This window comes from Nonomuraea sp. CA-143628, from assembly GCF_050942315.1.
Classification (GTDB): domain Bacteria; phylum Actinomycetota; class Actinomycetes; order Streptosporangiales; family Streptosporangiaceae; genus Nonomuraea.
The window spans coordinates 2,084,528-2,108,308 of the sequence record NZ_CP192072.1 but is presented as its reverse complement, the minus strand read 5'-3'; the positions used below and the strand labels follow the sequence as shown (position 1 = coordinate 2,108,308).

Sequence of the window (23,781 nt, the reverse complement as noted above, 5' to 3'; positions counted from 1 at the left end):
GGTCACGTGGTCCTCCAGGTGGAGAAGCGTCGCTCCAGGCGTACGAGGAGCAGGTTGAACAGCAGGCCGAGCACCGAGATCGTGATGATCCCCGCGTACATGTCGGGCACCCGGAAGTTGTACTGCGCGTAGTTGATGAGGTAGCCGAGCCCCGCCTTGGCGCCGACCATCTCGGCGGCGATCAGCACGAGGATCGAGTACGCCCCGGCCAGGCGGATGCCGGTGAAGATGGTGGGCACCGCGGCGGGCAGGATGACCTTCTGGAACAGCCGGTACGGCCCGAGCCCCATGGACCTCGCCGACTTGATCAGCAGCGGGTCGACGCTTTTGACGCCCGCGATGGTGTTGAGCAGGATCGGCCAGGCGCAGGCGTACAGGATGATCGATATCTTGGACGTCTCCCCCAGCCCCAGGACCAGCACGAACACCGGCAGCAGGGCCAGAGCGGCGGTGTTGCGGAACAGCTCCAGGACCGGGTTCAGCAGCTCGGCCACCGGGCGGTACCAGCCGATCAGCAGACCCAGCGGGATGGCGACCACGATGGCCGCCCCGAACCCGGCCAGCGACCTGGCCAGGGAGGCTTGGGCGTGGTCGGCCAGCTCACCACTGCGGAGCAGGTCATACCAGGCGGCCAGGACGTCGCTGAGCGGCGGGAGGAAGGTGGGGTCCACCACCTGGGCCCTGGGCAGGATCTCCCAGACGGCGGCCAGCACGACGATCGCGGCGGAGGCGTTGACCACCCGGCGGGCGACGCCCCAGAGGCTACGGCGCCGGACGGCGGCGGGACGCACCGGCGCGAGGGTCGTGACGGCGGGTGGGTGAAGGTGGTCGTCCTCAAGCGGGGAGGCCGAGAGGCTGAGTGAGGGTCTGGCCAACGGGGGTCACCTCCTCGCGCAGCAGCGTCCAGATCGCGTGGCGGTACTCGCCGAACACCGGATCGGCCCGCAGATCCCCCTCGCGGGAGGCGAACGAGACCGGTACGACGGCCCGGATACGACCGGGCCCTGGCGTCATGACGGCGACCCGCTGCCCCAGGTAGACCGCCTCGTCGATGCCGTGGGTGATGAACACGATGGTCTTGCCGGTCTTGTTCCAGATGCGCAGCAGCTCCTCCTGGAGGGACTCGCGGGTCTGGGCGTCGAGGGCGGCGAAGGGCTCGTCCATGAGCAGGACGTCGGGGTCGTAGGCGAGGCTGCGGGCGATGGCGACCCGCTGCCTCATGCCGCCCGAGAGCTCGTGCGGGTAGCGCTCGTCGAAGCCGCGCAGCCCGACCAGGTCGAGGTAGCCGCGGGCGCGCTCACGGCGTTCGCGCCGCGGCACCCCCTTGGCCTCAAGCCCGAACTCCACGTTCGCCACCGCGGTCCGCCAGGGGAACAGCGCGTACTGCTGGAAGACGATGCCCCGGTCGAGTCCCGGACCGGAGACGGGGACGCCGTCGATGCGGATCTCGCCGCGTGTGGGCAGGGTCAGGCCGCTGAGCAGGTCGAGGAGGGTGGACTTGCCGCATCCGCTGGGGCCGACGAGCGTGAGGAACTCGCCTTCGGCCACGTCGAGCGAGATGTCGGACAGAGCGGTGAAAGAGCTGCCACGGACGGCGAACTCCTTGGTCACGGACACGAACTCGATCTTCATCAGGAGCCTCCCGAGACGAACGGGTTGTAGGCGTTGGTGTAGACGTCCTGGGGTTTGATCTGGCCGGGCCTGATCTCGCCGGCGCCCTCCAGCCAGGAGATCCACCGCTGGAACTCCTGCGGTTGGATCACCCCGCCCTTGGTCGCGACACCGCTGCTCTTCCAGAAGCCGACGGTGGTGGCGTCCTCGTTCCTGGCCCGCTTGGCGATGATCTTCTTGAACTCGGCCACGACCTCTTCGCGGGTGTGCGTCTGGGTCCACTGGATGGCCTTGGCAGTGGCCTCGACGAACTTCCTGGTCGTGTTGGGGTTCTGCTTGATGAAGCGGTCGGTGAGTACGTACGTCCCGGCCGAGAAGTCGCCGAACAGGTCGACGTCCTTGAACAGGGTCTTGAGACCGCCGCGTTCCAGCGCCTTGTCGCGCAGGATGCCGCCGAGCGCGGCCACGTCGATCTGTTTCTGGCGCAGCGACTGCTCGGTGCTGACGGGTGGGACGGCGACCAGTTCGACCTGCTTGATCTCGGCCGGGGTCAGGCCGCCGCGCTTGAGGTATTCCTTCAGCACGGCTTCGGCGTGGGCGCCCAGGGTGTTCATGCCGACCTTCTTGCCGATCAGGTCGCGGGCGCTGCGGATCGGGCTGTCCTGGAGGGTGAAGTAGCCCTGGTAGGAGTTCTGGTCACTGCCGTAGTAGCTGATCACGGCCTTGATCGGGGCCTTGGCGGCGACGAGTTTGACCACGGCGCCGTTGAACGCGCCGCCGAAGTCGCTCTGTCCCGTGGCGGCCGTCTGGATGTCCTGTGGTCCGCTGGTCGTGTTGCCGATCCACTTGAGTTTGACGGGTTTGAGATAGCCGAGCTCCTCGGCCAGCTCGGGGAAGGTGACGGTGCCGACACTGCCCTGGTAGCGCAGTTCCCGGGTTTCGGCGGCGCCCTGGGCGGTGCCGCACGCCGTGACGGCGAGGAGAAGAGGGACAAGGGAAACGAGACGCTTGATCACGAGATGTCCTCAAATAAAGGGGGACGGGGACTAAGTCGTGATCAGTGACACTGTGCGCTGACGACGCGGCAGAAGTCGACATGCGCGCGCCGGGTGAGGTCCGGGCTCATGCACTCGACGCTACGCAGGCGCGGTCAAGAAGTCAACATTTCCTACTGGGTTTACATGAAATAAATCTCGCCTGGTCAGGTCCCCGCGAACCACAGCTCCGGCTCGCCGAGCACGCGCCGCGCCCGTCCCCGCGACTCCAGCCACACCAGGTGCGCCAGCGTCTCGTTGGTGGCCGCGCGCCGCATGAACGGCGGGATCTTCTCCCAGGGCCGCGACCAGGTCAGGCCGGTCGCGATGTCCCAGCAGGAGATCCCGTCGGAGGCGCCTCCGAGCATCCGCTCGATCTCCGCCAGCCGCTCCTCGTGATGCGCCATCACGTAGTCGACCCGTTCGGCCAGCTCCAGGAACCGGTACTCGTGCGCGGGCAGCACCTCCTCCACATCCAGCTTCCGTACGGCGGCCAGCGCGTCGAGGTAGTCGGCCAGCGGGTTGGGCGCGGACTGCGGATGCACGGCCACCATCGGCGTGATCTTGGCCAGCACGTGATCGCCGGAGAACAGCAGCTTCCTGGACGGCGACACGAAGCAGAGGTGGCCGGGCGAGTGGCCGGGGGTCCAGACGGCCCGCAGGTCCCAGCCCGGCAGGTCCAGCCGGTCGCCGTCCTCGACCAACCGGTCGGGCTTGGCCATGGACACCATGTGCCTGATCATCATCGAGGCGCCGGCCAGCTCGTCCAGGGTCAGCTCGGGCACCCCGGACCGGACCAGCTGCGCCCGTTCGCGCTCGACCAGCGAGTCGATGGCGCTGTCGTCGTAGCGATCGTGGACGAGGCGCGCGTCGGCGGGGTGCAGGGCGATCCACGCGCCCGACATCTCCCGGACCCGCCCGGCCAGGCCGTAGTGATCGGGATGGATGTGGGTGACCAGTACGCCCTTGACGTCGGTGATCGCGTACCCGGCGACCCGCAACCCCGCGACGAGCGCCTCGTAGGCTTCGCCGGTGTTCCATCCGGCGTCGACGATGGCGACCCCGTCGGGCAGTTCCAGGACGTAGACCAGCACGTAACGCAGGGGGTTGACAGGGATCGGCACCGGAACCGACCACAGTCCCGGCCGCACCCGCTCGACCTCGGGGATCGTGCCGCCGAGCCACGCCGCGCGCTGGGTCTCGCTGGATGGAGTCACCACAAACTTCGCCATGCTCAGCATTGTGCCCGAACCATGTTCTACTACCGATCAGCGGGCCGGCCCGGGAAAAGGCTGGTTTCAGTCGGCTGTGAGCCCTTCGGCGATCTTCTTCAGCTCGCGATTGATCGCCTTGGCGCTGCCCAGCTTCTTGGCGTACACCGGGCTGATCATCACCTCGGCTCGCCGCTCCTCGCTCATGGTCAGGGTGAGAGTCGGGGTGCCCTTCCCGCCGTCCTCGCCGACCCACTGCGTGACCAGGTACCCGCTCCGGTCGCCTATGGCCACCTCTTCACCCTTCCCTTCCTCGCGGTAGTCCTGGATGCGGTCATCGACCTCCTGGACGGTCTTGCCTTCGTACACGTAGATCTGGACGCAGTAGAAGCCGTGCTTGTCCCCGTCGTAGTTCCATGAGGTCGTGTACTTGTCGCCGAAGTCCAGGGACCAGTTGCCCCACCGCAAGCCGTCGGGCAGGTAGCCCACCTTGACGCGCCCGAAGGCCCTTCCGTCGCCCAGGTCCCCGAAGTCGGGGGTCGGAGACGGGGGCACCGGGGTGTCGTCGATGGCGGGGGTGTCCGGCTGCGTCGGCTCGGGGGTCGCGCTGGCCGTGGGCGCGAGCACGGTCGTGGTGCCAGGCTCGAGGATCAGAAAGGCGGGGACCGCGGTGGCGACGACGGCCGCCGACACGGCCATGGCGGCGAACCTGACCCGCTTCCTCTTCCTCCGCGAAGACCGGAGCACCCGCTCCACCAGGTCGGGCGCGGCCCGCAACCGCGCGGTCTCGTCCGCCATGATCTGGCGAAGGCGCTCCTCAAGTACGGACATTCCTGACCGCTCCTTCCAGTGTTCCGTCGCCGAGCGCCGAACGGAGCTTGGCCATCGCCTTGGATGCCTGACTTTTCACCGTGCCCACCGAGCAGCCGAGGATCTCGGCGGTCTGCGTCTCGCCGAGGTCCTCCCAGTACCGCAGGACGATCACCGCGCGCTGCCGGGGAGGCAGGGCGCGCAGGGCGTCCATGAGCATCCGGCGCAGGTCGACGTCGGTCTCCGGCGCCGCCGACTCCGGCGGGGTACGCACCGGGATGATGTGCAGGATCGCCCGCCGCCGGGCCCGGCTGATGGCGGTGTTCACGATGACGCGGCGGATGTAGGGCTCGGGGTTGGCGTACCGCACCCGGTCCCACTTGCGCCATGTACGCTCCAGCGCCGTCTGCAGCAGGTCTTCCGCCTCCGCCTCCTCGCCGCAGGTGAGGTAGGCGACGCGCAGCAGGCTGGTGCCGCGCGCGGCCACGAACGCGGCGAATGCCTGTTCCTCTGCGCCGCTCACGGCTGTCTGTCCGATTTCACGCCTCCTAATACGCCTGGGCCACGCCGGGCGTTGCCTCGGATCAAGAGGCAACCCTGTGGGCCGCTCAGGCGTATAGGGAGGCGTGAAACAGATGAAACACGTGACCGCTCCGATCCGGCCGCTGATCGCCATCGGGATCGGCCTGGCCGTGGCGAGTGCCATCGCTCTGCCGAGCGCGCCCGGCCTCTCGGACCTGCGGCTGGCGGCCACCGCCCGTGCGGTGACCACTCCGGCGAAAGGCGCCTACTGGCATACGAGGACGCTGCTGCGGAGCAGCCTGCCCCAGCGGTTCGGGAGGGGCGCCAACCGCTACTGGGTGGAGGTGCGGCGGATCGAGGAAATCTGGACCACGACCGATGGCAAGGCCTGGGTCGGGCGCCGGAGTCTGGGGGCACGACCGAAGAGCGCGGCGGACGAGAACGCATGGCGCCGCGACGGCTCCCCGTCCAGGTTGAGCCGCCCCGCTGGTGACGGCCCCGTGACCCTGGACACCAAAGCGGACAAGGGCCAGGTCATCCCCCCAAGGGGTTCGAACCCCTTCGAGCTGGCTGAGCAGCAGCTGTCGTACGAGGAGGTCCAGAAGCTGCCCGCGGACCCGAGCGGTTTGAAAGCCTGGCTCACGAAGGCCGTGCGAGTCGCGAGGGCTCCGGAGGACGCCGTCGACAACAACGTGGCACTGGCGCTGCTCACTCTGCTGCGCGACCTTCCCGCGCCGAAGGAGGTCCGCGCCGCGGCTTACCAAGCGCTGCTGACGATGCCCGACGTACGCTCCCAAGGGACGGCCAAGGACGCTCTGGGCAGAGCCGGTGCGAAACTCTCCATCTTTCACGATCGGGCCCGTCAGAAGGTCAAGACCGAGGTGATCGTCAACACCGACGAGATGGTGTTGCTGGCCGAACGCCTGACGACCGAGCTCAACGGCAAGCCGTTTGCGGACTTCACCTCGACCATGCTCCAGGTCGGCTGGACCGACGCCGCCCCGTCGGTGCCCGCTCTCCCTTGAGCCCTGCTCCCGCGTTACGGGGCTGGGCGAGCCGACCGGAGCGCGGGCATGCGGACGAACAGCAGCGCGGAGACCAGGACCACCCCCGCGGCGAGCGACCACGTGGCGGACAGGCCGGCCTGAGCGGCCAGAGTGCCGAACGTCGTGTTGGACAGCGCCGCCCCCGCCTGCAGTGACAGGGAGCTCGTCGAGGTCACCGTCGTGCGCTGGGCGGCCGTGACGGCGTGGTGCGTCATCTCCGAGCACAGCACCCCGGCCACCGAGAGCCCGGCGAACATGACGACATAGGCCAGCCCGGTGGCCGCGAAACCAGGCGCCCCGTCGAGGCCCGCCGTGGCCGCCAGGGCGGCGATGGCCAGCGCGGTCAGGACGACGCCCGCCACCGCGCCGCGTACCGAGCCGCCCGCCGCCCTGGCCACCCTGGGCACGATCGTGCTGCCCAGCGCGCTGCCGGCGAAGCCGAGCGCCGCCACGACGGCATAACCGGTGCTGCCCAGCTCCGCCGTGCCCGCCAGCGCCGCCAGCCTGCCGGGGGTGAGCAGCTCGACACTGGCCAGCGCGACGCCCGACGCCGCGGCGGCCAGCATCAGGCGCCGCAGCAGCGGTCCCCCCGCCGCCAGACGCACGCCCTCGGCCACGGTCGCGGGCACGTCCCGGACCACCCGCCCGATTGCCCGTCCGGGTGACCGTCCGACGCGCCGCGGTCGCGCTCCAACGCGACGCGAGTGCTCTTCAAGGTCGCGCGTCTCGGGCAGTGCGAAGAGCACCGTCACCAGCAGCACGAGCCCGGCCGCCGCGCCCAGCATCGGCGGCAGCGCCAGGGGCGTCATCACCGCCGGCGGCACCGCGAGCGGCGCGAATCCGCCCACCAGCACGCCCAGCAACAGCGCCACCGACTCCACCGCGCCACCGCGCGCCAGCCCCGGTTTGAGGTCGGCGTCCGGTCCTTCGAGGTCGTGGAGCGTGTCGACGTACCAGGCGGTGGCGGGTCCGCTGGAGAGCGCGCGGGCGACACCCTTGAGCACACCGGTGGCCAGGAACATCCAGAACGTGGTCGAGATCGCCATCAGCGTGAGCGCGGCGACGGTGAACGCGGCCGAGATCGCCAGGACCGTCCGGCGGCCGATCACGTCGGCCAGGCCGCCGGTGGGCAGTTCGAGGCCGATCGTGACGATCGAGAACACCATGACGGCGAACCCGACCTGGGCCAGGCTGAGACCCCGCTCGGTCATCAGCAGCACCATGACGGCCGTCATCAGGCCGGGCGGCAGCCAGGTCAGGAAGCTGACCAGCAGGTAGCGGCGTAACGCGGATCGGGGACTCATCATCTGTCGCGCCCATCCTGCGGCTCTTGAGAGCCGTCCCGCCCTTCCTGCGGCCTTCGAGGAAAGGCCGCCGACCAGACGCTCATCGGCACGGCGCCGGGGTCGTCCGCGTAACGTTCGCTGAGCTCGCGCACCAGCGCGTCGACGCGCTCACTCAGCTCACGGACACCCGCGGCGGGCAGCCGCACCAGATGGTCGCTCATCCCGGAGACCTCGACCAGCTCGGCGGGCCACTCCCCCGCCTCGAACGCCTCGACCGCCCGCCCCAGCGCCTCCAGCTGGCGCAGCTGCATGATCCGGACGGCCTCCTGCCCCTCCGGCGTGGCCGCCATCTCCAGGTTGTCCCAGGAGGTGTACTGATGGCGGGCCCGCCAGCGGCGTTCCCGGCCATCGCGCCGCTCGGGGTCCTCCTCGATGAAGCCGTACTTGGCCAGCTCGCGCAGGTGGTAGCTGGTCGAGCCGGAGCTCTCCCCCACCTTGCGCCCCAGCTCGCTGGCCGTCGCGGGCCCGTCGCCGCGCAGCAGGCCGAGCAGCCGCACCCGCAGGGGGTGCGCCACCACCTTGAGCACCTGCGGATCGCTGATCTTGAACCTCTCTTCCATAGGCGAAGACTAAACCGCAAAGGCAATTTTGCAAAGAGAATTTTGCGAGTTCCCCCGCCGAATAAACTGGGGCGCATGCTTGATGAGATCTGGGTGGACGAGGCGGTCTTCGCTCTGCGTCCCGACTTCGCGGTGCTGATCATGACGGCGCACGGCCTGTGCAACGGGCCCACCGACGACCGTTCCCGCGCCTGGCTGGCCGCGGCCTCGGAGCAGCCCGTACAGACCGAGAAGATCGACGCGTGGAAGGACGCCTATCGCGCGTTCGGCGCCAAGCCGCAGAAGACCAGACCCTCGGTCGACGCCCTGACCCGCAGGCTGCCGCTGCCGGAGATCAACCAGGCCGTCGACGCGTACAACTCGATCAGCGTGAAGCACGCGCTGCCGATCGGCGGCGAGGACCTCGACCACTACGCCGGCCCGCCGCGACTGGTCAGGGCCGAGGGCGACGAGGAGGCGGAGGCGCTCGGCGCCCCGGAGCCCGGCGAGGTGGTCTGGCGCGACGACACCGGCGTCACCTGCCGCAGGTGGAACTGGCGCCAGGTGGCGCGCACCCGGCTCACCGAGGAGACCACGAACGCGATCTTCATCCTGGAGCGGCTGGAGCCGATGTCCATGGAGGAGCTCAAGGAGGCGGGCGAGGAGCTGGCGAACCTGCTGACTGAGCTGTCCCCGGAGGTGCGGATCAACACCAGAGTGCTGTCTGGGGTGAAATAAACCTGCCGCACAGCTGTTGATACCAAACAGTGATAATTGCGGCACCCCCTGGATTGACTAGGGGGGCGTGACCTCTTCTGACTCTCTTGAGAGGATCGGGCGAGGCCGCGGGGCGTCTCTTGCGCGCGCCGCCGGGCAAGACGAGTAACCTTGGACAGGTTCTCTATCATCAACGCCGATCTGCGGAAGAGGGCGATTTCCGCCGTGTCGTCTGAGTCGTCGCGGACAAACCCGCTGGCAAGCTTTGGACAGAACGAGTGGCTTGTCGACGAGCTGTACCAGAAGTACCTCCAGGATCCCGAGTCTGTGGACCGGGCATGGTGGAACTTCTTCGCTGACTACAACCCTGATTATGGACCGGGCAGAATGCCCGCCAAGGAGGCGGCGAACGGCACAGTGACCGCTCCGGCTCCCCTGGCGGCTCCACCCAAGGCTGCACCGACTGCCCCGGTCCCCGATGTCAAGCCGAAGCAGCCTGCGGCCCCGGTGCCCGCGGGCGCCGAGGAAGTCAAACTGCGCGGTGCCGCCGCACGCACCGCCGCCAACATGGACGCCTCGCTCGTCATTCCGAGCGCGACCAGCGTCCGGGCCATCCCGGCCAAGTTGCTCATCGACAACCGCATTGTGATCAACAATCACCTCAAGCGGGGACGCGGCGGCAAGGTCTCCTTCACGCACCTGATCGGCTATGCCGTCATCAAGGCGCTGCGGGCCATGCCGGAGATGAACTACTCCTACACCGAGGTCGACGGCAAGCCGACCCTGGTCAAGCCGCAGCACGTAGGGCTCGGCCTGGCCATCGACGTCCAGAAGAGCAACGGCGAGCGGCAGCTCCTGGTGCCTTCCATCAAGGGCGCCGAGGACATGGACTTCCGGCAGTTCTGGATGGCCTACGAGGAGGTTGTCCGCAAGGCCCGCTCGGGCAAGCTCGGGGTCGACGACTTCGCGGCCACCACGATCTCGCTGACCAACCCCGGCACGATCGGCACCGTCCACTCGGTCCCGCGCCTGATGCCCGGACAGGGCACGATCATCGGCGTCGGCGCGATGGAATACCCGGCCGAATACCAGGGCGCCTCGCCCGACACGCTCTCGCGCCTGGCCGTCTCCAAGGTCATGACGCTGACCAGCACCTATGACCACCGGATCATCCAGGGCGCCCAGTCGGGCGACTTCCTGCGCACGATCCACCGGCAGCTGCTCGGCGAGGACGGCTTCTACGACGAGATCTTCGAGGCGCTGCGGATCCCCTACGAGCCGGTCCGCTGGGTCCAGGACATCTCGGCCTCGCACGATGACGACGTGGCCAAGTCCGCTCGGGTGATCGAGCTGATCCACGCCTACCGCGTCCGCGGCCACCTCATGGCCGAGACCGACCCGCTGGAGTACAAGCAGCGCAAGCACCCCGACCTCGACATCCAGTCCCATGGCCTGACGCTGTGGGACCTGGAGCGCGAGTTCGCCACCGGCGGCTTCGGCGGCCGGCCGCTGATGAAGCTCCGCGAGATCCTGGGCGTGCTGCGCGACTCCTACTGCCGCACGGTCGGCATCGAGTACATGCACATCCAGAACCCCGAGGAGCGGTCCTGGATCCAGGCGCGGATCGAGAAGCCGCACGCCTCCCCGGCCCGCGACGAGCAGCTCAACATCCTGAGCCGGCTCAACACGGCTGAGGCCTTCGAGACGTTCCTGCAGACCAAGTTCGTCGGGCAGAAGCGCTTCTCGCTGGAGGGCGGCGAGTCCCTGATCCCGCTGCTCGACTCGGTGATCAGCGACGCCGCCGACGACGACCTCGACGAGGTCGTCATGGGCATGGCCCACCGCGGCCGGCTCAACGTCCTGGCCAACATCGTCGGCAAGTCCTACGGGCAGATCTTCGGTGAGTTCGAGGGCAACATCGACCCGCGCACCGCGCACGGCTCGGGCGATGTGAAGTACCACCTGGGCGCGTCGGGCACCTTCACCGCTCCCAGCGGCAAGACGATCGCCGCCTCCGTGGTGGCCAACCCGTCTCACCTGGAGGCGGTCGACCCGGTGCTCGAAGGCGTCGTCCGCGCCAAGCAGGACCTGCTGGAGCGCGGCGAGGAGGGCTTCACGGTCCTGCCGGTGCTCATCCACGGCGACGCGGCCTTCGCCGGCCAGGGCGTCGTGGCCGAGACGCTCAACCTGTCGCAGCTGCGCGGCTACCGCACCGGCGGCACCGTGCACGTGGTGGTCAACAACCAGGTCGGCTTCACGACCTCGCCCGCCTCGTCCAGGTCGTCGGTCTACGCGACCGACGTGGCTCGGATGATCCAGGCGCCGATCTTCCACGTCAACGGCGACGACCCCGAGGCCGTCGTCCGCGTGGGCGAGCTGGCCTACGAATACCGCCAGGCGTTCCGCAAGGACGTCGTCATCGACCTGATCTGCTACCGCCGCCGCGGCCACAACGAGGGCGACAACCCCGCCTTCACCCAGCCGCTGATGTACGACCTGATCGACGCCAAGCGCTCCACTCGGAAGCTCTACACCGAGGCGCTGATCGGCCGGGGCGACATCACGGTGGAGGAGGCCGAGCAGGCGCTGCGCGACTACCAGGCCAAGCTGGAGCAGGCCTTCACCGAGACCCGCGAGGCGGCCAAGAAGCCGCCGGAGGCGGGCGCGATGCGGGTGCCGCCGGCTGAGGTGATCAAGTGGTCGCACAACGACACGCCGACCGAGATCACCGACGAGACGCTCAAGCGGATCGTCGACACCCAGCTCAACCTGCCCGAGGGCTTCACGCCGCACCCGCGCCTGGCGCCGGTGCTGCAGCGCCGCGGCCAGGCGGTCGAGCAGGACGCGATCGACTGGAGCATGGGTGAGACGCTGGCCTTCGGCTCGCTGCTCATCGACGGCCACCCGGTCCGCGTGGTCGGCCAGGACACCCGGCGGGGCACGTTCACCCAGCGCCACGCGGTGCTGGTCGACCGGGTGACCGGCGAGGACCACACCCCGCTGAAGGTCTTCAACGAGGGCACCACGAAGTTCTACATCTACGACTCGCTGCTCAGCGAGTTCGCGGCACTGGGCTTCGAGTACGGCTACAGCGTCGTGCGTCCCGACGCCCTGGTGGCCTGGGAGGCCCAGTTCGGCGACTTCGTCAACGGCGCCCAGACGATCATCGACGAGTTCATCTCGTCCGGTGAGCAGAAGTGGGGCCAGAGGTCGGCTGTCGTGCTGCTGCTGCCGCACGGCTACGAGGGCCAGGGTCCCGACCACTCCTCGGCCCGCATCGAACGGTTCCTGCAGGTCTGCGCGCTCGACAACATGACGGTCGCGCAGCCGTCCACTCCGGCCAACTACTTCCACCTGCTCAGGTGGCAGGTCGAGTCGGGCAGGCGCAAGCCGATGGTCGTCTTCACGCCGAAGTCGCTGCTGCGGCACAAGCGGGCCGTCTCGAAGGCGTCCGACTTCACCTCGGGCACCTTCCAGCCGGTGCTCGGCGACACCATCGTCGAGCCGGGCAAGGTCACCAAGGTCGTGCTCTCCTCGGGCAAGATCTACTACGACCTGCTCGACCGGCGCGAGAAGTCGGGCCGCGACGACGTCGCCCTGGTCCGTCTGGAGCGGCTCTACCCGTTCCCGGCGGAGGAGCTCGCCGCCGAGCTCTCCCGCTACGGCTCGCAGGCCGAGCTGCTGTGGGCGCAGGACGAGCCGGTCAACATGGGGCCGTGGCCTTACCTCACGCTCAAGCTGGCCGAGGACCCGGACTTGTTCAACGGCCGCGCGCTGCGTCGCGTCTCGCGGACGCCCAACAGTTCGCCCGCGACCGGTTCGCACTCCTCTCACGACAACGAGCTTGAGGGGATCTTGAGCGAGCTGTTCGGCTAGTCAGCCAGTCGCTTCACCGCATAAGCCCTCGCCGTCATCGGCGGGGGCTTACTGCTATGAGCCCCCTGCCGTTATCGGCGGGAGGTTGGTGCTGAAACCCTCACCACATGGGCCCTCGCCGTTGTCGGCGGGGGCTTGCTGCTAAAATTGGCAGTTACTAGCAGCTAATTAGCTGTTAGTAACTGCTAAATCTGGCAGGTGACCGTGCGCCGACCCCAGGAGCCGCCACCATGGCGGGAGCTCTGGCTGGAAGCCGACAGCCTCTGGCTCCTGTCGGCGGTCGACTCGGCGGAGCGTTACCTGCCCTGGGACGAGATTCGCCACCGCACCCCGCCCGCCGGGCTCACGCACGAACAGTGGTGGCTCGGGCTCAAGATGGCCCGGCTCGGCATGCGCCGCGATCTCCCCCTTGTCGACTCCGGCGGTCTGTCGTTCACCTACGCGCTGCCCGACGACGTCCTTCGGGGGGTCGAGGCGCTCAACCGGGATCTCAGCGGCCGCATCGGCATGCCGGAGCCGGTGACCGATCCGCTGACCCGTGATCGCTACCTCGTCAGCTCGCTGATCGAGGAGGCCATCACCTCCAGCCAGCTGGAAGGCGCCGCGACCACGTACCTGGTGGCCAAGGAGATGCTGCGCAGCGGCCGCAGTCCGCAGACCGTCGACGAAGTCATGATCCGCAACAACTACGTCGCCATGCGCCGGATCGGCGAGATGCGCGATGAGGCGCTCACTCCGGCGCTGATCTGCGAGATCCAGCGGATCGTCACCGAGGGCACGCTGCGCAACCCGACGGCGGCCGGGCGCTTCCAGCTGCCCGGCGAGGAGCGGGTGGTCGTCGCCGACACCTATGGTGACGTCCTGCACACCCCTCCTCCGGCCGAGCAGCTGCCCGAGCGGATCCAGCGGCTGTGCGACTTCGCCAACGGCACGTCGCCGACGGCGTACGTCCCGCCGGTGATCAGGGCGTTGACCGTGCATTTCATGCTCGCCTACGACCACCCGTTCGAGGACGGCAACGGAAGGACCGCGCGGGCGCTGTTCTACTGGTCGATGCTCAACCAGGACTACTGGCTGACCGAGTTCATCTCCATCTCCCGCATCCTGAAGAACGCCCCCGCGCGTTACGGGCGCAGCTTCCTCCACGTCGAGCAGGACGAGAACGACCTCACCTACTTCGTCCTCTACCAACTCGACGTGTTGCGCAGGGCGGTCGACGACCTCCACGCCTACCTCGGCAGGAAGGCGGCGCAGACCCGCGAGGTGCGGGCAAGCTTGGCGCGCAGCCGTACCGGCGACTTCAACGCCCGCCAGATCGCCCTGCTGACGCACGCCACCCACCACCCATTGGCCGAGTACACCGTCGCAGGCCACGCACGTAGTCACAAGATCGTCCTGCAGACCGCGCGGACCGATCTGCGCGAGCTCGAGCAGCGCGGCCTGCTGACTAAAGTCAGACGTGGACGCGCCGATGCCTGGACCCCAGCCGGCGACCTGACGACGCGGCTGCGCGACTGATGAATGGAGAGCGATGTACTTCACCGACCGGGGGATCGAGGAGCTGGTCGAGCGGCGTGGCGAGGAAGAGGTCAGCCTGCTGTGGCTGGGTGAGCGGCTGCGTGAGTTCGTGGACCTCAATCCCGAGTTCGAGACGCCGGTCGAGCGCCTGGCCACCTGGCTGGCCCGGCTCGACGACGAGGACGACTGACGCGGCGCGACGGACCGGACTCTCGCGACCGATGGGAAGACGGAAGTGCACTGGACCCTCGCGACCGATGAGACGGAGGCACGCCTCGCGGCCGATGAGAAGTACCAACGGCGTGAACTGCCTGCCATACGCGATACATCTTGAGTTTTCCACAGACGCGACATATCGTGTCTTGTGTGGACGTGTCGTCGGAAGGGACAGGCATCATGCGGCAGTGGACGATCGAGCGGCCGGAGCAGCTGACGTTCGGCTCGGTGACCGCGCTTGACGTGCGGATTGTCGCGGGACGAGTGGCCGTGCTGGCCACCGACGGACCACCGACACTGGAGGTGGCCGAGATCGACTCCGCTCCGCTGATCGTGACCTACGACGAGGAGAGCGGGGAGCTCAGCGTCGCCTACAAAGACCTCACCTGGGAGGGCATACTCGGCTGGCTGCGGCGCGACCGGCGCAAGAGCGTCCTGACGCTCGCGGTGCCCAAGAAGTGCACGGTCAACGTCGGGGTCGTCTCCGGCTCGGCGGTCGTCGCCGGGTTCGAGAAGGCGACCCAGGTCAGGAGCGTCTCCGGGGACATCGTGCTCGACGGGGTGAGCGGCGACGTGAGCGCCACGACCGTCTCGGGCAGCGTGGAGAGCCGGGCGATGGACGGCGACCTGGCGTTCAAGAGCGTCTCGGGCGAGCTCACCGTCGCCGACGGCACGCCGCGCCGCCTGCGCGCCAACACCGTGTCCGGACGGATCACCGCCGATCTGGAGCTGCGCCCGACCGGATATGTGACCTTCAACAGCGTGTCCGGTGACATCCTGGTCAGGCTGCCCGAGAACGTGGAGGCGGACGTCAGCATGCGATCCACCTCCGGCAGGCTGGTCAGCACGTTCGAAAACCTGTCAGACGCGAGCCGTCCGGGCAACAAGTCGGTGTCCGGACGGCTGGGTGGTGGCATGGCCTCGATGACGGCGACGACCGTCTCCGGCGAGGTCACGTTGCTCAAGGGAGAGAAGCGATGAGCCCTGTCTTCGGTCACGGCCGACTCCGGCTGTACCTGCTGAAGCTGCTGGAGGAGAGCCCTCGGCACGGCTACGAGGTCATTCGCCTGCTGCAGGACCGTTTCCTCGGCGTCTACTCGCCCTCCCCCGGCACGATCTACCCGCGCCTGGCCCGCCTGGAGGAGGAGGGCCTGGTGACGCATGAGGTGATCGAGGGCAAGAAGGTGTTCTCGATCACCGACCGGGGTCGCGACGAGCTCAACGCCCGCCTGGACGAGCTCGACGACCTGGAGCAGGAGATCTCCGCCTCGGTGCGCGACATCGCGCGCGAGGTGAAGGAGGACGTCCGCGAAACGGTCAAGTCGCTGCGCGACGAGCTCACCAAGATGGCCAAGGACGTCCGCACCGGCGTCGCCGACGACCCCAGGCGCGTGCGCGACCAGCAGAAGGCCAACATCCAGCGGCTCAAGGAGCAGCAGAAACGCCAGTGGATGGAGCACGCCACCAACTGGCAGGACCAGGGCGAGCGGCTCACCGGCGAGTGGCGCAGAATCTGGTCCGAGGTCTGGAGCACGCTGGGCGGCGCGCCGCCCAGCCGCGCCGAGCTCGACGCCGAGCTGGGCGAGCGCCTGGCCGACTTCGTCGAGCAGGTGCGCCGCGAGGCGTCGGCCGCCCCGCTCACCCGCAAGGCGATCGACGAAGTACGCGCCACGCTCGACGATGCCGCCCGGCAGATCCGCGACTCACTGAAACCCTGACGCGATCGGATCGCTACGCGAAGCCGCCCAGACCCCGGTCGCTACGCCGAGCGGAGGACCTGCTCCAAGCCGCCCAGACCCCGGTCGCTACGCCGAGCGGAGGGCCCGTTCCAAGCCGCGCAGGCTTCGGGCGGCCTTCCGGGCGTGATAAGCGATCGGCATATACCGCAGCCGCTCCGGCAGGCGCGGCGCGATCACCGCCACCGCCCGCCCGAGCTGCCGCAGCCGCCACTCGTCCCGCGCCGACCAGGGCAGATCCAGCTTCTTCCGTACGATGGGCGGCAGTGTCCCAACCGTCACGAAGTAGTTGAACTCCCCCGATCCCACCCCCACCGGCGCCCAGAGCCGACGCAACGGCCGGGGCAGCCCGGGCGGCATCGGGGTCCCGCGCATGACGGCGAGCACGTCGATCGCCGTCGGATGCGGCTCCAGCCGGTCGGCCGCCATCTCGTCGAAGTAGCACCAGAACTCCTCGACGGTCGCGGGCATCTCCCGCTCCGGCACCCGCAGGATCGCCCCCAATTGCCGCGATTCCTGGTAGAGGCGCCGTTCGGCGTCTTCGGTGTAGGGAGTGCCGAAGTAGCGATTGAGGGTGACGAAGCGCTCGAACAGCGACAGGTGCACCCAGGCCCAGGCCGCGCCGTTGAGCGCGTGGTAGGACCTGCCCTGCTCGTCCACCCCGCTGATCGGCTTGTGCAGCTCGCGCAGCCGCTCACCCTCGGCCGGGCCGCCCACTCCGCCGTACACCCATTTCTGGACCGAGGTGAGTGTGCGGTGGAGGCGGCCCCACGGGTCCTGCTTGTACATGGAGTGCCGGGCGACGGCCGCGCCCACCGCGGGGTGCATGGTCTGGAGGACCAGCGCACTGCCCGCTACGAGCAGGTTGCGGTATTCACCGGCGGTTTCCCAGTGCAACGAGCCTGGGCCGAACGGTTCGACGTCCATGACGGCGCCTCCCGGGTGATACAACCTCACCTTCTTTGTATCATCCCGGGCGCGCATAGGTAACCCTTCACTTATTCAGCGCGTAAAGACGATTTTTCCGAATATGTCGCCTTCAGCCAGGGCGGCGAAGCCGTCGCGGGCGTCGGTCAGCGGCATCGTCCGGTCGATGACCGGCCGCAGCCCGGTCTGCTCCAGGAACACGGCCAGCCGCTGAAGCTGGTCACGCGTGCCCATCGTGGAGCCGATCACCGAGAGCTGGAGGAAGAACACCCGGTTCAGGTCGGCGGGCGGGACCGCGCCGCTGGTGGCGCCGCAGACCACGATGCGGCCGCCGGGCTTGAGCGACTTGAGCGAATGGTCCCAGGTGGCCTGACCGACGGTCTCCATGACGGCGTCGACCCGTTCGGGCAGCCGCGCGCCGGGCTCGAACACCCGGTCCGCGCCGAGCTTGGCGGCCTGCTCCCGCTTGGCGGCCGAGCGACTGGTCGCCCAGACCCGGTAACCGCCCGCCCGGCCGAGCGCGATCAGCGCGGTGGCGACCCCGCCACCGGCGCCCTGCACGAGCACGGTGGAGCCGGGCTCGAGACCGGCCTTGTCGAACAGCATGCGGTAGGCGGTCAGCCAGGCCGTGGGCAGGCAGGCGGCCTCCTCGAAGCTGAGCGCGGCCGGCTTGGGCACCAGGTTGCGGCGCGGCACGGCGACCCGGTCGGCGAACGTGCCGTCGTGGACCTCCGACAGCAGCGAACGCTTGGGGTCGAGCGTCTCGTCGGCCCCGGAGCCGATCACCGAGTGCACGATGACCTCGTTGCCGTCGGCGTCCACTCCGGCCGCGTCGCAGCCGAGCACGATCGGCAGCCGGTCCTGCCTGATGCCCACGCCCTTGAGCGTCCACAGGTCATGGTGGTTGAGGGCGGTCGCCCGTACGGTGACGGTCGTCCAGCCGTCCGGGACCTGCGGCTCCGGATGCTCGCCGAGCGTCAGCCCGGCGAGAGGATTGTCGGGATCGGTCTGTGAGGCGGTTACGGCGAACATGGCCGCACCCTACTTCAGCGTGATCCGGATCCCGTCGATGGCCTGCTGGACGAAAGCGCGCGAGCCGGAGGCGACGATCTGCACATCGCCCCTGCATACGGTACGGGTGGGCCGGTTGGGGCGGTTGATCGCCGGCGGCGTCCTGGCGTTTTTCCGGCAGTTGGGGGTCGGGATGAGCATGACCATGTCGCCGGTCCCGCCGCCGAACCAGAGCTGCGGCCCGACCGGTCCGCCCTGGATGGTCTCGCCCGGATTCGCCAGACGGATCAAGCCACCACCGCTCAGGACGAGGTAGCCGTCCTTGCCGACCTTCCCGCGTAGGCCCTTGGCCGTCGCCAGCCGATCTTCAAAGGTCAGCCCCTCCCGCCGGTCGTACATCGCCAGCCGCCACTTGCCGAACGCGAACATCAGCACCTGCCCGGCCGAACCGACACCCGCCGGTCCCGGCCAGAGCGTGACGTTGGGCGTGAGGTTCCTGATCGGCTGAGCACCCCTGGAGATCTCCATCTCACCGCCGTAGGGGGCAGAGAACCCGCGGTATTGCCCGGCGATCCAGGCCCCCTGGAACGGCCGCGCGCCCAGCTCGTTGAGCCGCAGCTCAGCGGGGTAGCGGACCTCCGCCCGGGCCCCGTCGGGGAACACCACCCGGATGACCTCGTTACCACCTTTGGCCTTGACCGGCGCGCTCACGACGTTGGGCGCGCCCTCGATCCTGGTCAACGACCGGATGGGCAGCGGGGCAGGAGTCGATGTCGGCGGCGCGCGATCCGGCTCGGGGTCGCGGCTGGCCAGCAGGCTGACGACGGGGACCGCCAGCAGCACCGCCACCACACCGATCCCGACCCACCGGCGCCGACCACGGGCGCCCGCCTCGATGACGTCGAACTGATCGGCCACGGACATCCCCTGCCGAGGAGTGCTGTTTTACTCCCCAGTTCAGTTGAGCGGATGCCGCCAGCGCAAGCCCTGGAACTTGGCGAAATCAGCGTCGCAGGTCACGAATTCACAACCGTGCTCGATGGCCAGCGCGGCCAGATAGGCATCGGGCAGGAGTTTGCCAGTGGCGCCCGACGAACGGCAGATCTTGGTGAAGATCTCCCAGTGTCGCGATCCGGCGTTCACCAGGACGGCATGCGGCTGGTTGCGGACGCTCTCCGCGAACTTGACGGCCGTCTCGAACGAGGTGCTCTGCGGAATGCGGTGGTTGGTCACGACCCGCATGAAGCCGTTGATCACGAAGTCGCTGACCGCATAGGCCTCGTCGCCGTTGACGAGCTCCTCGACGAGGGTCAGGCACTCGTCATGGTGCTCGGTGTCGCGGCGCTGCGCGTTGACCAGGATGTTGACGTCAGGCATCCGCATCGCGGCCTCCGCAGCGCGCCATCTTCGCCAGCTCGTGCTCCACGAAGTCCGCTTCCATCAGCTCCTTGATCTCAGCCCAGGTGAGCTTGGGCCCGGCCACAGCGCCGGACACCGGGAGCTCCACCCGAGGCCGGGCGGCCGTTTCCGTGGAGCGGTTGAGTAGTTGTCGCAAAGCGTCCTCCATCACTGAGGTGAGACTGCGTCCGTTTCGTGCCGCGTACGCCTTGGCCTCGTTGAGGAGTGCGTCGTCGATCCGCACCGTGGTCCTCCGCATGACACCAGCGTCCGCCCATGACATAAAAATGTCAACATCAGAGAGTAGTCGAGCGCTCACAATTCTTGCACAGCTTTTAATCTCACCAGAGCGCCACATTGACCTTCCCGTCGGACGCCAGCCGCACCCCCTGGCCGACCAGTTCCCTGGACATGGCGTCCGCCAGGAGCTCGGTCTCCAGCACGTGGGCATGGGCGCGCCCCCCGCCCGGCAGGTCCACGACGAGGATGCCCTTCTCCGGAGCCCCATCGCGCCCATGCGTCACCGTGTAGCCGGCCACCGTGGCGGGACCGTCGTACAGCGCGACGGTCTCCACCGGATCGGCGGTGAAGACAGGTGCGGCATCGCCCAGGGTGCCGCCCGGGTCCGTGGACCAGATCGCGTACGTGTGCTTGGTCAGGTGCATGCCGACCCCCGTCACCAGCCCGTGGCCCTGCTGGGCGCGCAGCAGCCCGGCCATGGTGGCCGTCGAGTGCAGGACGTAGTCGCTGGAGGGGCCGCCCGCGTACGGCAGGCCGCCGGTGACCGTCAGGCCGCGCCGGTCGAGCGGGTCCAGCTTGATCGCGTCGCACGCCTGCCGCAGCGCGATCGCGAAGCAGCTGTAGAGGTCGAGCGCGTGGATGTCGTCGAGGCCCAGCCCGGCCCGCGCGAACGCGGCCTCGGCGGTGCGGCCGATGGCCTGCGAGGCGCCGAGCGCGGGCCGCGCCGCCACCTCCCACGTGTCCTCGCCGTAAGCCCAGCCGCGCAGGTAGACACGCTGATCGCGCGGTACGCCGAGCCGGTCGGCGAGTCCGGCGGCGACCAGGACGACGGCCGCGGCCTGGTCGACCTCCCCCACGGCCACGGTGTTGCGCGTGTACGGCCAGCCGATGAAGCGGTTGCCGGTGACCAGTTCCTCCGGGGTTCGGGCGGTACGCCGCCAGGCGTGCGGGTTCGCGGCCGCGACCTCGGTCATCGGCGCCATCATCCGCCCTCGGTCCACCATTTCCTCATTTATCGACATACCGAGGGACGCGCGGCGGGCCGTCTCCATGATCGGGTAGGTGTGGACCGGCAGGAACAGCTCATGGGCCAGTTCCGCCGGATGCGGCGGGCGTTCCCAGCCGTACGGCGGCTTGGGATCGGCCGGATGGCTCCACGGCACGCGCTCGCCCGCCTGCCGGTAGGCCCGGCGCGTGGCCAGCGCCTCGGCGCCGGCGATCAGCGCCGAATCGAGCTCCCCCGCCGCGATCCTGGCCGCGGCCTCGCCGATGAGGAGTTGCGGGGCCGTACCGCTGACCATGGAGTAGGCCCGGTGCCGGGGCGCGGCGCCGAGACGGTCGGCGAGCCGGCCGACCGGGGAGTCGTACTGCCACGAGTCGGTGTAGACGAGCTGGATCGAGTCGAGTCGCTCGACCGGCAGCCGCGCCTCGCGAGCCGCCTCGCGCGCGACGTCCTCCCACAGGTCGAGTGGCTCCGGGCCCGGCTGGTCGCGAACGGTGCGCTGGGCCGTACCTATGAGACAGGGGGTGCGTGGATCCATGTCACCCATCTAACCAGAATAACATTCGGTTGATAAGCGGTGGCATTTGATAATCAGTGTTACCATTGGCGCCAGAGCAAATCAAAAATGATCTCGACCTCCGAAATGCTTTCTCGGAATGTATGCGATCTGGTTATTTCCATAACGGAATGGAACCCCGCCAGACTTTTTCGCTCCGCTTCCCGACTGTCAGGTTGCGCCATTCATTAATGTTCCCAACGTTTTCCTGGCCCACCGGGGCGCAGTGAGCACGGTGAGCGGCGCCCCGCCGACCGACCCGGCGAAATAGGAACCAAACCAGAAATGTCCGCCCCATAGGTGTTTGCGGACGTGTGCGCTGTATTCCTTGCGAAGCATCCGAGCCGAGACCCCCTTCAGCGAGTTGACGAGTTTGGACAGGGCGACCTTGGGCGGGTAGTGGATCAGCAGGTGGACGTGGTCGTGCTCGCCGTTGAACTCGCGCTGTTCGACTTCGAAGTCGGCGCATACCTCGCGCATGACTTCCTCGCAGCGGATTAGCATCTCGTCGGTGAAGGCCCCACGTCGGTACTTTGTCACGAACACCAAATGGGCATGAAGGGTGTGGACGACGTGCCGTCCCGTTCTGACATCGGGGTTCGGATTCCATCGCGGTGACATAAACCAAACGATATGATCAGCGCGTGGAGAAGGCGGAGCGGCCTCGTGCGCACGTCGCGCGCTTGGAGTTGGACAAGCGGCAAGCAGCCGTCTTGGACGGTCAAGCCCACGCTGCGCGTGCCGTGTGGAACCTGCTCCATGAGTTCGCGACCTTCCGTCAGGGCCGGTTGGCGTCCTTGACGGAGTGCGACGCGGCGATTCGGCAAGCCCGCCACGAGATCGAGTGGATGGGGCAGTTGCCCGCTCAGGCCGCGCAAGCCGTGCTGAAGACCCACCGGCAGGCGTGGGCGAACTTCTTCAACCCCGACCACCCGGCCGAGCGCCCGACGTTCAAGGGCCGGTTGCGGTCCCGGATGGCCGTAGACGTCCCCCAGGCCCGCGACTTGCAGATCACCCGGATCAACCGCAGGTGGGGTGCGGTGAACCTGCCCAAACTCGGGCGAGTGAAGTTCCGGTGGACGAAAGACCTGCCCGGCCTCACCAAGAGCGGGCCATCCGGGAGGATCACCGGGGCTCGCCTGGTGAAAGACGCCCACGGGTGGAACATCGTCTTCCGTATCGAACTGCTGGTCTCCGTACCCGTGCCGCACACCGGGCCGAAGGCCGGCATGGATCGAGGCATCACGGTCCCGCTGGCTCTGTCCATTGGGGAGCACCTTCGGCACGGTCCGTGGCTCACGAGCGGGGAGAGTGAGTGGCTGTTGCGTCTGGAGCGCAAAAGCGCCCGTCAGCGTGCCACCCGCAAGAAGGGCAGCCCGGTCTCCAACCGGGAACGCCGCACCTACGACCAGATCGCCCGGCTCCGCGCGACAGCCAAGCGCCGAGCCATCGACTGGCGGCATCAGAGCACGACCGACCTCGCGCGGCGATTCAGCGCGATCGTGGTCGAAGACCTGCAAATCACCAACATGATGGCCTCGGCGTCCGGGACCGTGCAGGAGCCGGGGGTCAACGTCGCCCAGAAGCGGGGCCTGAACCGCTCGATCGCGAGCCAGGCGTGGGGCCGGACGGTGGAGTTGCTGACCTACAAGGCTGCCGACCGCGGTGGCCTGGTCGCCAAGGTCGACCCGCGCGGCACCAGCCAACAGTGCCACCGCTGCCACATCACCACTGCGGGATCTCGCGAGACGCAGTCGCGGTTCGCGTGCAGGAACCTGGCGTGCGGATGGATCGGCAACGCTGATACCAACGCCGCCCGAAACCAGCTTCATCGGTACAACTCTGCCGCCGGATGGGCGGTTACAGGACGTGGAGACTCCGCGATAGCGGGGCCTGTGAAGCGTCAAGCATCCTGTCCCACAGCCTCGCCCGCACCCGCGCTGCGAGCTGCTGCCTAAGCAGCACAGGAACCCTCCACATTCATATGGAGGAGCGCATCAAAACGGCATCAAGGTCAAGGAGGCGTTCTCCTTCGGTTACCCGGCGGGCGAGCACCCTGACGGCGACAAGCCGTTCCCCGGCCCCACGATGAAGTGGTGCTACGGCAAGACGGCCTCGATGCCCGCCGCGCCGAAGTACAACCTCCAGGAGCACATCGGACTCAAGTGCGCCTTCACCGCCGGCGCCAGCGGTGGACCGCTCCTGTACAGCTACAAGAGCTCCACCCGTACCGGTTACCTGATCGGTGTCAACAGCGTCGCGTGGGACACGGACGGTAACGACCGCTACGACCACATCTCGTCGCCGTACTTCAACACCGACACCTACAACGTGTACAAGGCCGCCGCGAACCTGTGCACCGGCAACATGCCGTAGCAACCCACCCTGGGCCCCGGCTACTCCCGGCCGGGGCCCTTCTCACGTGTGATCAAGAAACACACAGGAAAGGCGGATGGACATCGAA

General features: G+C 68.3%; 24 protein-coding genes. 9 read left to right on the top strand and 15 right to left on the bottom strand.

Features of this window, described 5'->3' with window-relative positions:
- Positions 1–2: 2 nt before the first annotated feature.
- The 6 genes from ACQP2T_RS09870 to ACQP2T_RS09845 form a co-directional block, all read right to left on the bottom strand.
- Positions 3–875, bottom strand: coding sequence for an ABC transporter permease (locus ACQP2T_RS09870; RefSeq protein ID WP_433515855.1), 873 nt, complete (start codon positions 873–875; stop codon positions 3–5).
- Positions 835–1,632, bottom strand: coding sequence for an ABC transporter ATP-binding protein (locus ACQP2T_RS09865; protein WP_358538903.1), 798 nt, complete (start codon positions 1,630–1,632; stop codon positions 835–837). The genes ACQP2T_RS09870 and ACQP2T_RS09865 overlap by 41 nt, the downstream gene beginning before the upstream one ends.
- Positions 1,632–2,627, bottom strand: a complete 996-nt coding sequence (locus ACQP2T_RS09860) for an ABC transporter substrate-binding protein (RefSeq protein WP_433515854.1) — start codon at positions 2,625–2,627, stop codon at positions 1,632–1,634. Before ACQP2T_RS09860 ends, ACQP2T_RS09865 begins: the two co-directional genes overlap by 1 nt.
- Positions 2,628–2,812: 185 nt before the next feature.
- Positions 2,813–3,877, bottom strand: coding sequence for an MBL fold metallo-hydrolase (locus ACQP2T_RS09855; protein ID WP_433515853.1), 1,065 nt, complete (start codon positions 3,875–3,877; stop codon positions 2,813–2,815).
- 66 nt (positions 3,878–3,943) lie between these two features.
- Positions 3,944–4,687 (bottom strand): hypothetical protein, encoded by a 744-nt coding sequence (locus tag ACQP2T_RS09850; protein WP_433515852.1) that lies wholly within the window; start codon positions 4,685–4,687, stop codon positions 3,944–3,946.
- Positions 4,674–5,189 carry a SigE family RNA polymerase sigma factor gene (locus ACQP2T_RS09845; protein ID WP_433515851.1) on the bottom strand — a complete coding sequence of 172 codons (516 nt, stop codon included), beginning with the start codon at positions 5,187–5,189 and terminating at the stop codon, positions 4,674–4,676. Before ACQP2T_RS09845 ends, ACQP2T_RS09850 begins: the two co-directional genes overlap by 14 nt.
- A 103-nt stretch (positions 5,190–5,292) precedes the next feature.
- Between ACQP2T_RS09845 and ACQP2T_RS09840 the strand changes: the two genes are divergently transcribed.
- Entirely contained in the window at positions 5,293–6,213 is a 921-nt protein-coding gene (locus tag ACQP2T_RS09840; protein WP_433515850.1) for a hypothetical protein, read from the top strand.
- Between the two features lie 14 nt (positions 6,214–6,227).
- Here the strand turns inward: ACQP2T_RS09840 and ACQP2T_RS09835 are convergent, their stop codons facing one another.
- Positions 6,228–7,541: an MFS transporter gene (locus tag ACQP2T_RS09835; protein ID WP_433515849.1), complete on the bottom strand. Its 1,314-nt coding sequence runs from the start codon at positions 7,539–7,541 to the stop codon at positions 6,228–6,230.
- Positions 7,538–8,140: a helix-turn-helix domain-containing protein gene (locus tag ACQP2T_RS09830; RefSeq protein WP_433515848.1), complete on the bottom strand. Its 603-nt coding sequence runs from the start codon at positions 8,138–8,140 to the stop codon at positions 7,538–7,540. The genes ACQP2T_RS09835 and ACQP2T_RS09830 overlap by 4 nt, the downstream gene beginning before the upstream one ends.
- A gap of 75 nt (positions 8,141–8,215) precedes the next feature.
- Here ACQP2T_RS09830 and ACQP2T_RS09825 point away from each other — a divergent pair, with 75 nt between their 5' ends.
- The 6 genes from ACQP2T_RS09825 to ACQP2T_RS09800 all read left to right on the top strand — a co-directional run bounded on the left by ACQP2T_RS09825 (position 8,216) and on the right by ACQP2T_RS09800 (position 16,164).
- Positions 8,216–8,857 carry a B3/B4 domain-containing protein gene (locus tag ACQP2T_RS09825; protein WP_433515847.1) on the top strand — a complete coding sequence of 214 codons (642 nt, stop codon included), beginning with the start codon at positions 8,216–8,218 and terminating at the stop codon, positions 8,855–8,857.
- Between the two features lie 204 nt (positions 8,858–9,061).
- Positions 9,062–12,712 (top strand): multifunctional oxoglutarate decarboxylase/oxoglutarate dehydrogenase thiamine pyrophosphate-binding subunit/dihydrolipoyllysine-residue succinyltransferase subunit, encoded by a 3,651-nt coding sequence (locus tag ACQP2T_RS09820; protein ID WP_433515846.1) that lies wholly within the window; start codon positions 9,062–9,064, stop codon positions 12,710–12,712.
- A gap of 198 nt (positions 12,713–12,910) precedes the next feature.
- The gene (locus ACQP2T_RS09815) at positions 12,911–14,230 is read left to right on the top strand and encodes a Fic family protein (protein WP_433515845.1); all 1,320 of its coding nucleotides are present in this window, start codon (positions 12,911–12,913) and stop codon (positions 14,228–14,230) included.
- Positions 14,231–14,243: 13 nt separating this feature from the next.
- A complete protein-coding gene (locus ACQP2T_RS09810; RefSeq protein ID WP_225301873.1) occupies positions 14,244–14,420 on the top strand; it encodes a DUF6104 family protein in 177 nt (58 codons plus the stop codon).
- A 176-nt stretch (positions 14,421–14,596) separates the two neighbouring features.
- Positions 14,597–15,427 carry a DUF4097 family beta strand repeat-containing protein gene (locus tag ACQP2T_RS09805; RefSeq protein ID WP_433515844.1) on the top strand — a complete coding sequence of 277 codons (831 nt, stop codon included), beginning with the start codon at positions 14,597–14,599 and terminating at the stop codon, positions 15,425–15,427.
- Positions 15,424–16,164, top strand: a complete 741-nt coding sequence (locus tag ACQP2T_RS09800; RefSeq protein ID WP_433515843.1) for a helix-turn-helix transcriptional regulator — start codon at positions 15,424–15,426, stop codon at positions 16,162–16,164. The genes ACQP2T_RS09805 and ACQP2T_RS09800 overlap by 4 nt, the downstream gene beginning before the upstream one ends.
- Before the next feature lie 87 nt (positions 16,165–16,251).
- Here ACQP2T_RS09800 and ACQP2T_RS09795 read toward each other — a convergent pair whose 3' ends face one another.
- From ACQP2T_RS09795 to tnpA, 7 genes are all read right to left on the bottom strand, one after another.
- Positions 16,252–17,109: an oxygenase MpaB family protein gene (locus ACQP2T_RS09795; protein ID WP_433515842.1), complete on the bottom strand. Its 858-nt coding sequence runs from the start codon at positions 17,107–17,109 to the stop codon at positions 16,252–16,254.
- Positions 17,110–17,184: 75 nt separating this feature from the next.
- Entirely contained in the window at positions 17,185–18,141 is a 957-nt protein-coding gene (locus tag ACQP2T_RS09790) for a zinc-binding dehydrogenase (protein WP_357949646.1), read from the bottom strand.
- 9 nt (positions 18,142–18,150) lie between these two features.
- Complete coding sequence (locus ACQP2T_RS09785) at positions 18,151–19,038, bottom strand: hypothetical protein (RefSeq protein WP_433515841.1); 888 nt, start codon at positions 19,036–19,038, stop codon at positions 18,151–18,153.
- Positions 19,039–19,077: 39 nt separating this feature from the next.
- A complete protein-coding gene (locus ACQP2T_RS09780) occupies positions 19,078–19,503 on the bottom strand; it encodes a type II toxin-antitoxin system VapC family toxin (RefSeq protein ID WP_433515840.1) in 426 nt (141 codons plus the stop codon).
- Positions 19,490–19,777, bottom strand: coding sequence for a DUF6364 family protein (locus ACQP2T_RS09775; protein WP_433515839.1), 288 nt, complete (start codon positions 19,775–19,777; stop codon positions 19,490–19,492). Before ACQP2T_RS09775 ends, ACQP2T_RS09780 begins: the two co-directional genes overlap by 14 nt.
- Before the next feature lie 82 nt (positions 19,778–19,859).
- A complete protein-coding gene (locus ACQP2T_RS09770; protein ID WP_433515838.1) occupies positions 19,860–21,308 on the bottom strand; it encodes an acetyl-CoA synthetase in 1,449 nt (482 codons plus the stop codon).
- Between the two features lie 180 nt (positions 21,309–21,488).
- Positions 21,489–21,938 carry an IS200/IS605 family transposase gene (gene tnpA, locus ACQP2T_RS09765; RefSeq protein WP_433515837.1) on the bottom strand — a complete coding sequence of 150 codons (450 nt, stop codon included), beginning with the start codon at positions 21,936–21,938 and terminating at the stop codon, positions 21,489–21,491.
- 92 nt (positions 21,939–22,030) lie between these two features.
- Here tnpA and ACQP2T_RS09760 point away from each other — a divergent pair, with 92 nt between their 5' ends.
- Together ACQP2T_RS09760 and ACQP2T_RS09755 are read left to right on the top strand one after the other, a co-directional pair.
- A complete protein-coding gene (locus ACQP2T_RS09760; protein WP_433515836.1) occupies positions 22,031–23,275 on the top strand; it encodes an RNA-guided endonuclease InsQ/TnpB family protein in 1,245 nt (414 codons plus the stop codon).
- 130 nt (positions 23,276–23,405) lie between these two features.
- The gene (locus tag ACQP2T_RS09755; RefSeq protein ID WP_433515835.1) at positions 23,406–23,693 is read left to right on the top strand and encodes a hypothetical protein; all 288 of its coding nucleotides are present in this window, start codon (positions 23,406–23,408) and stop codon (positions 23,691–23,693) included.
- Positions 23,694–23,781: the final 88 nt, after the last annotated feature.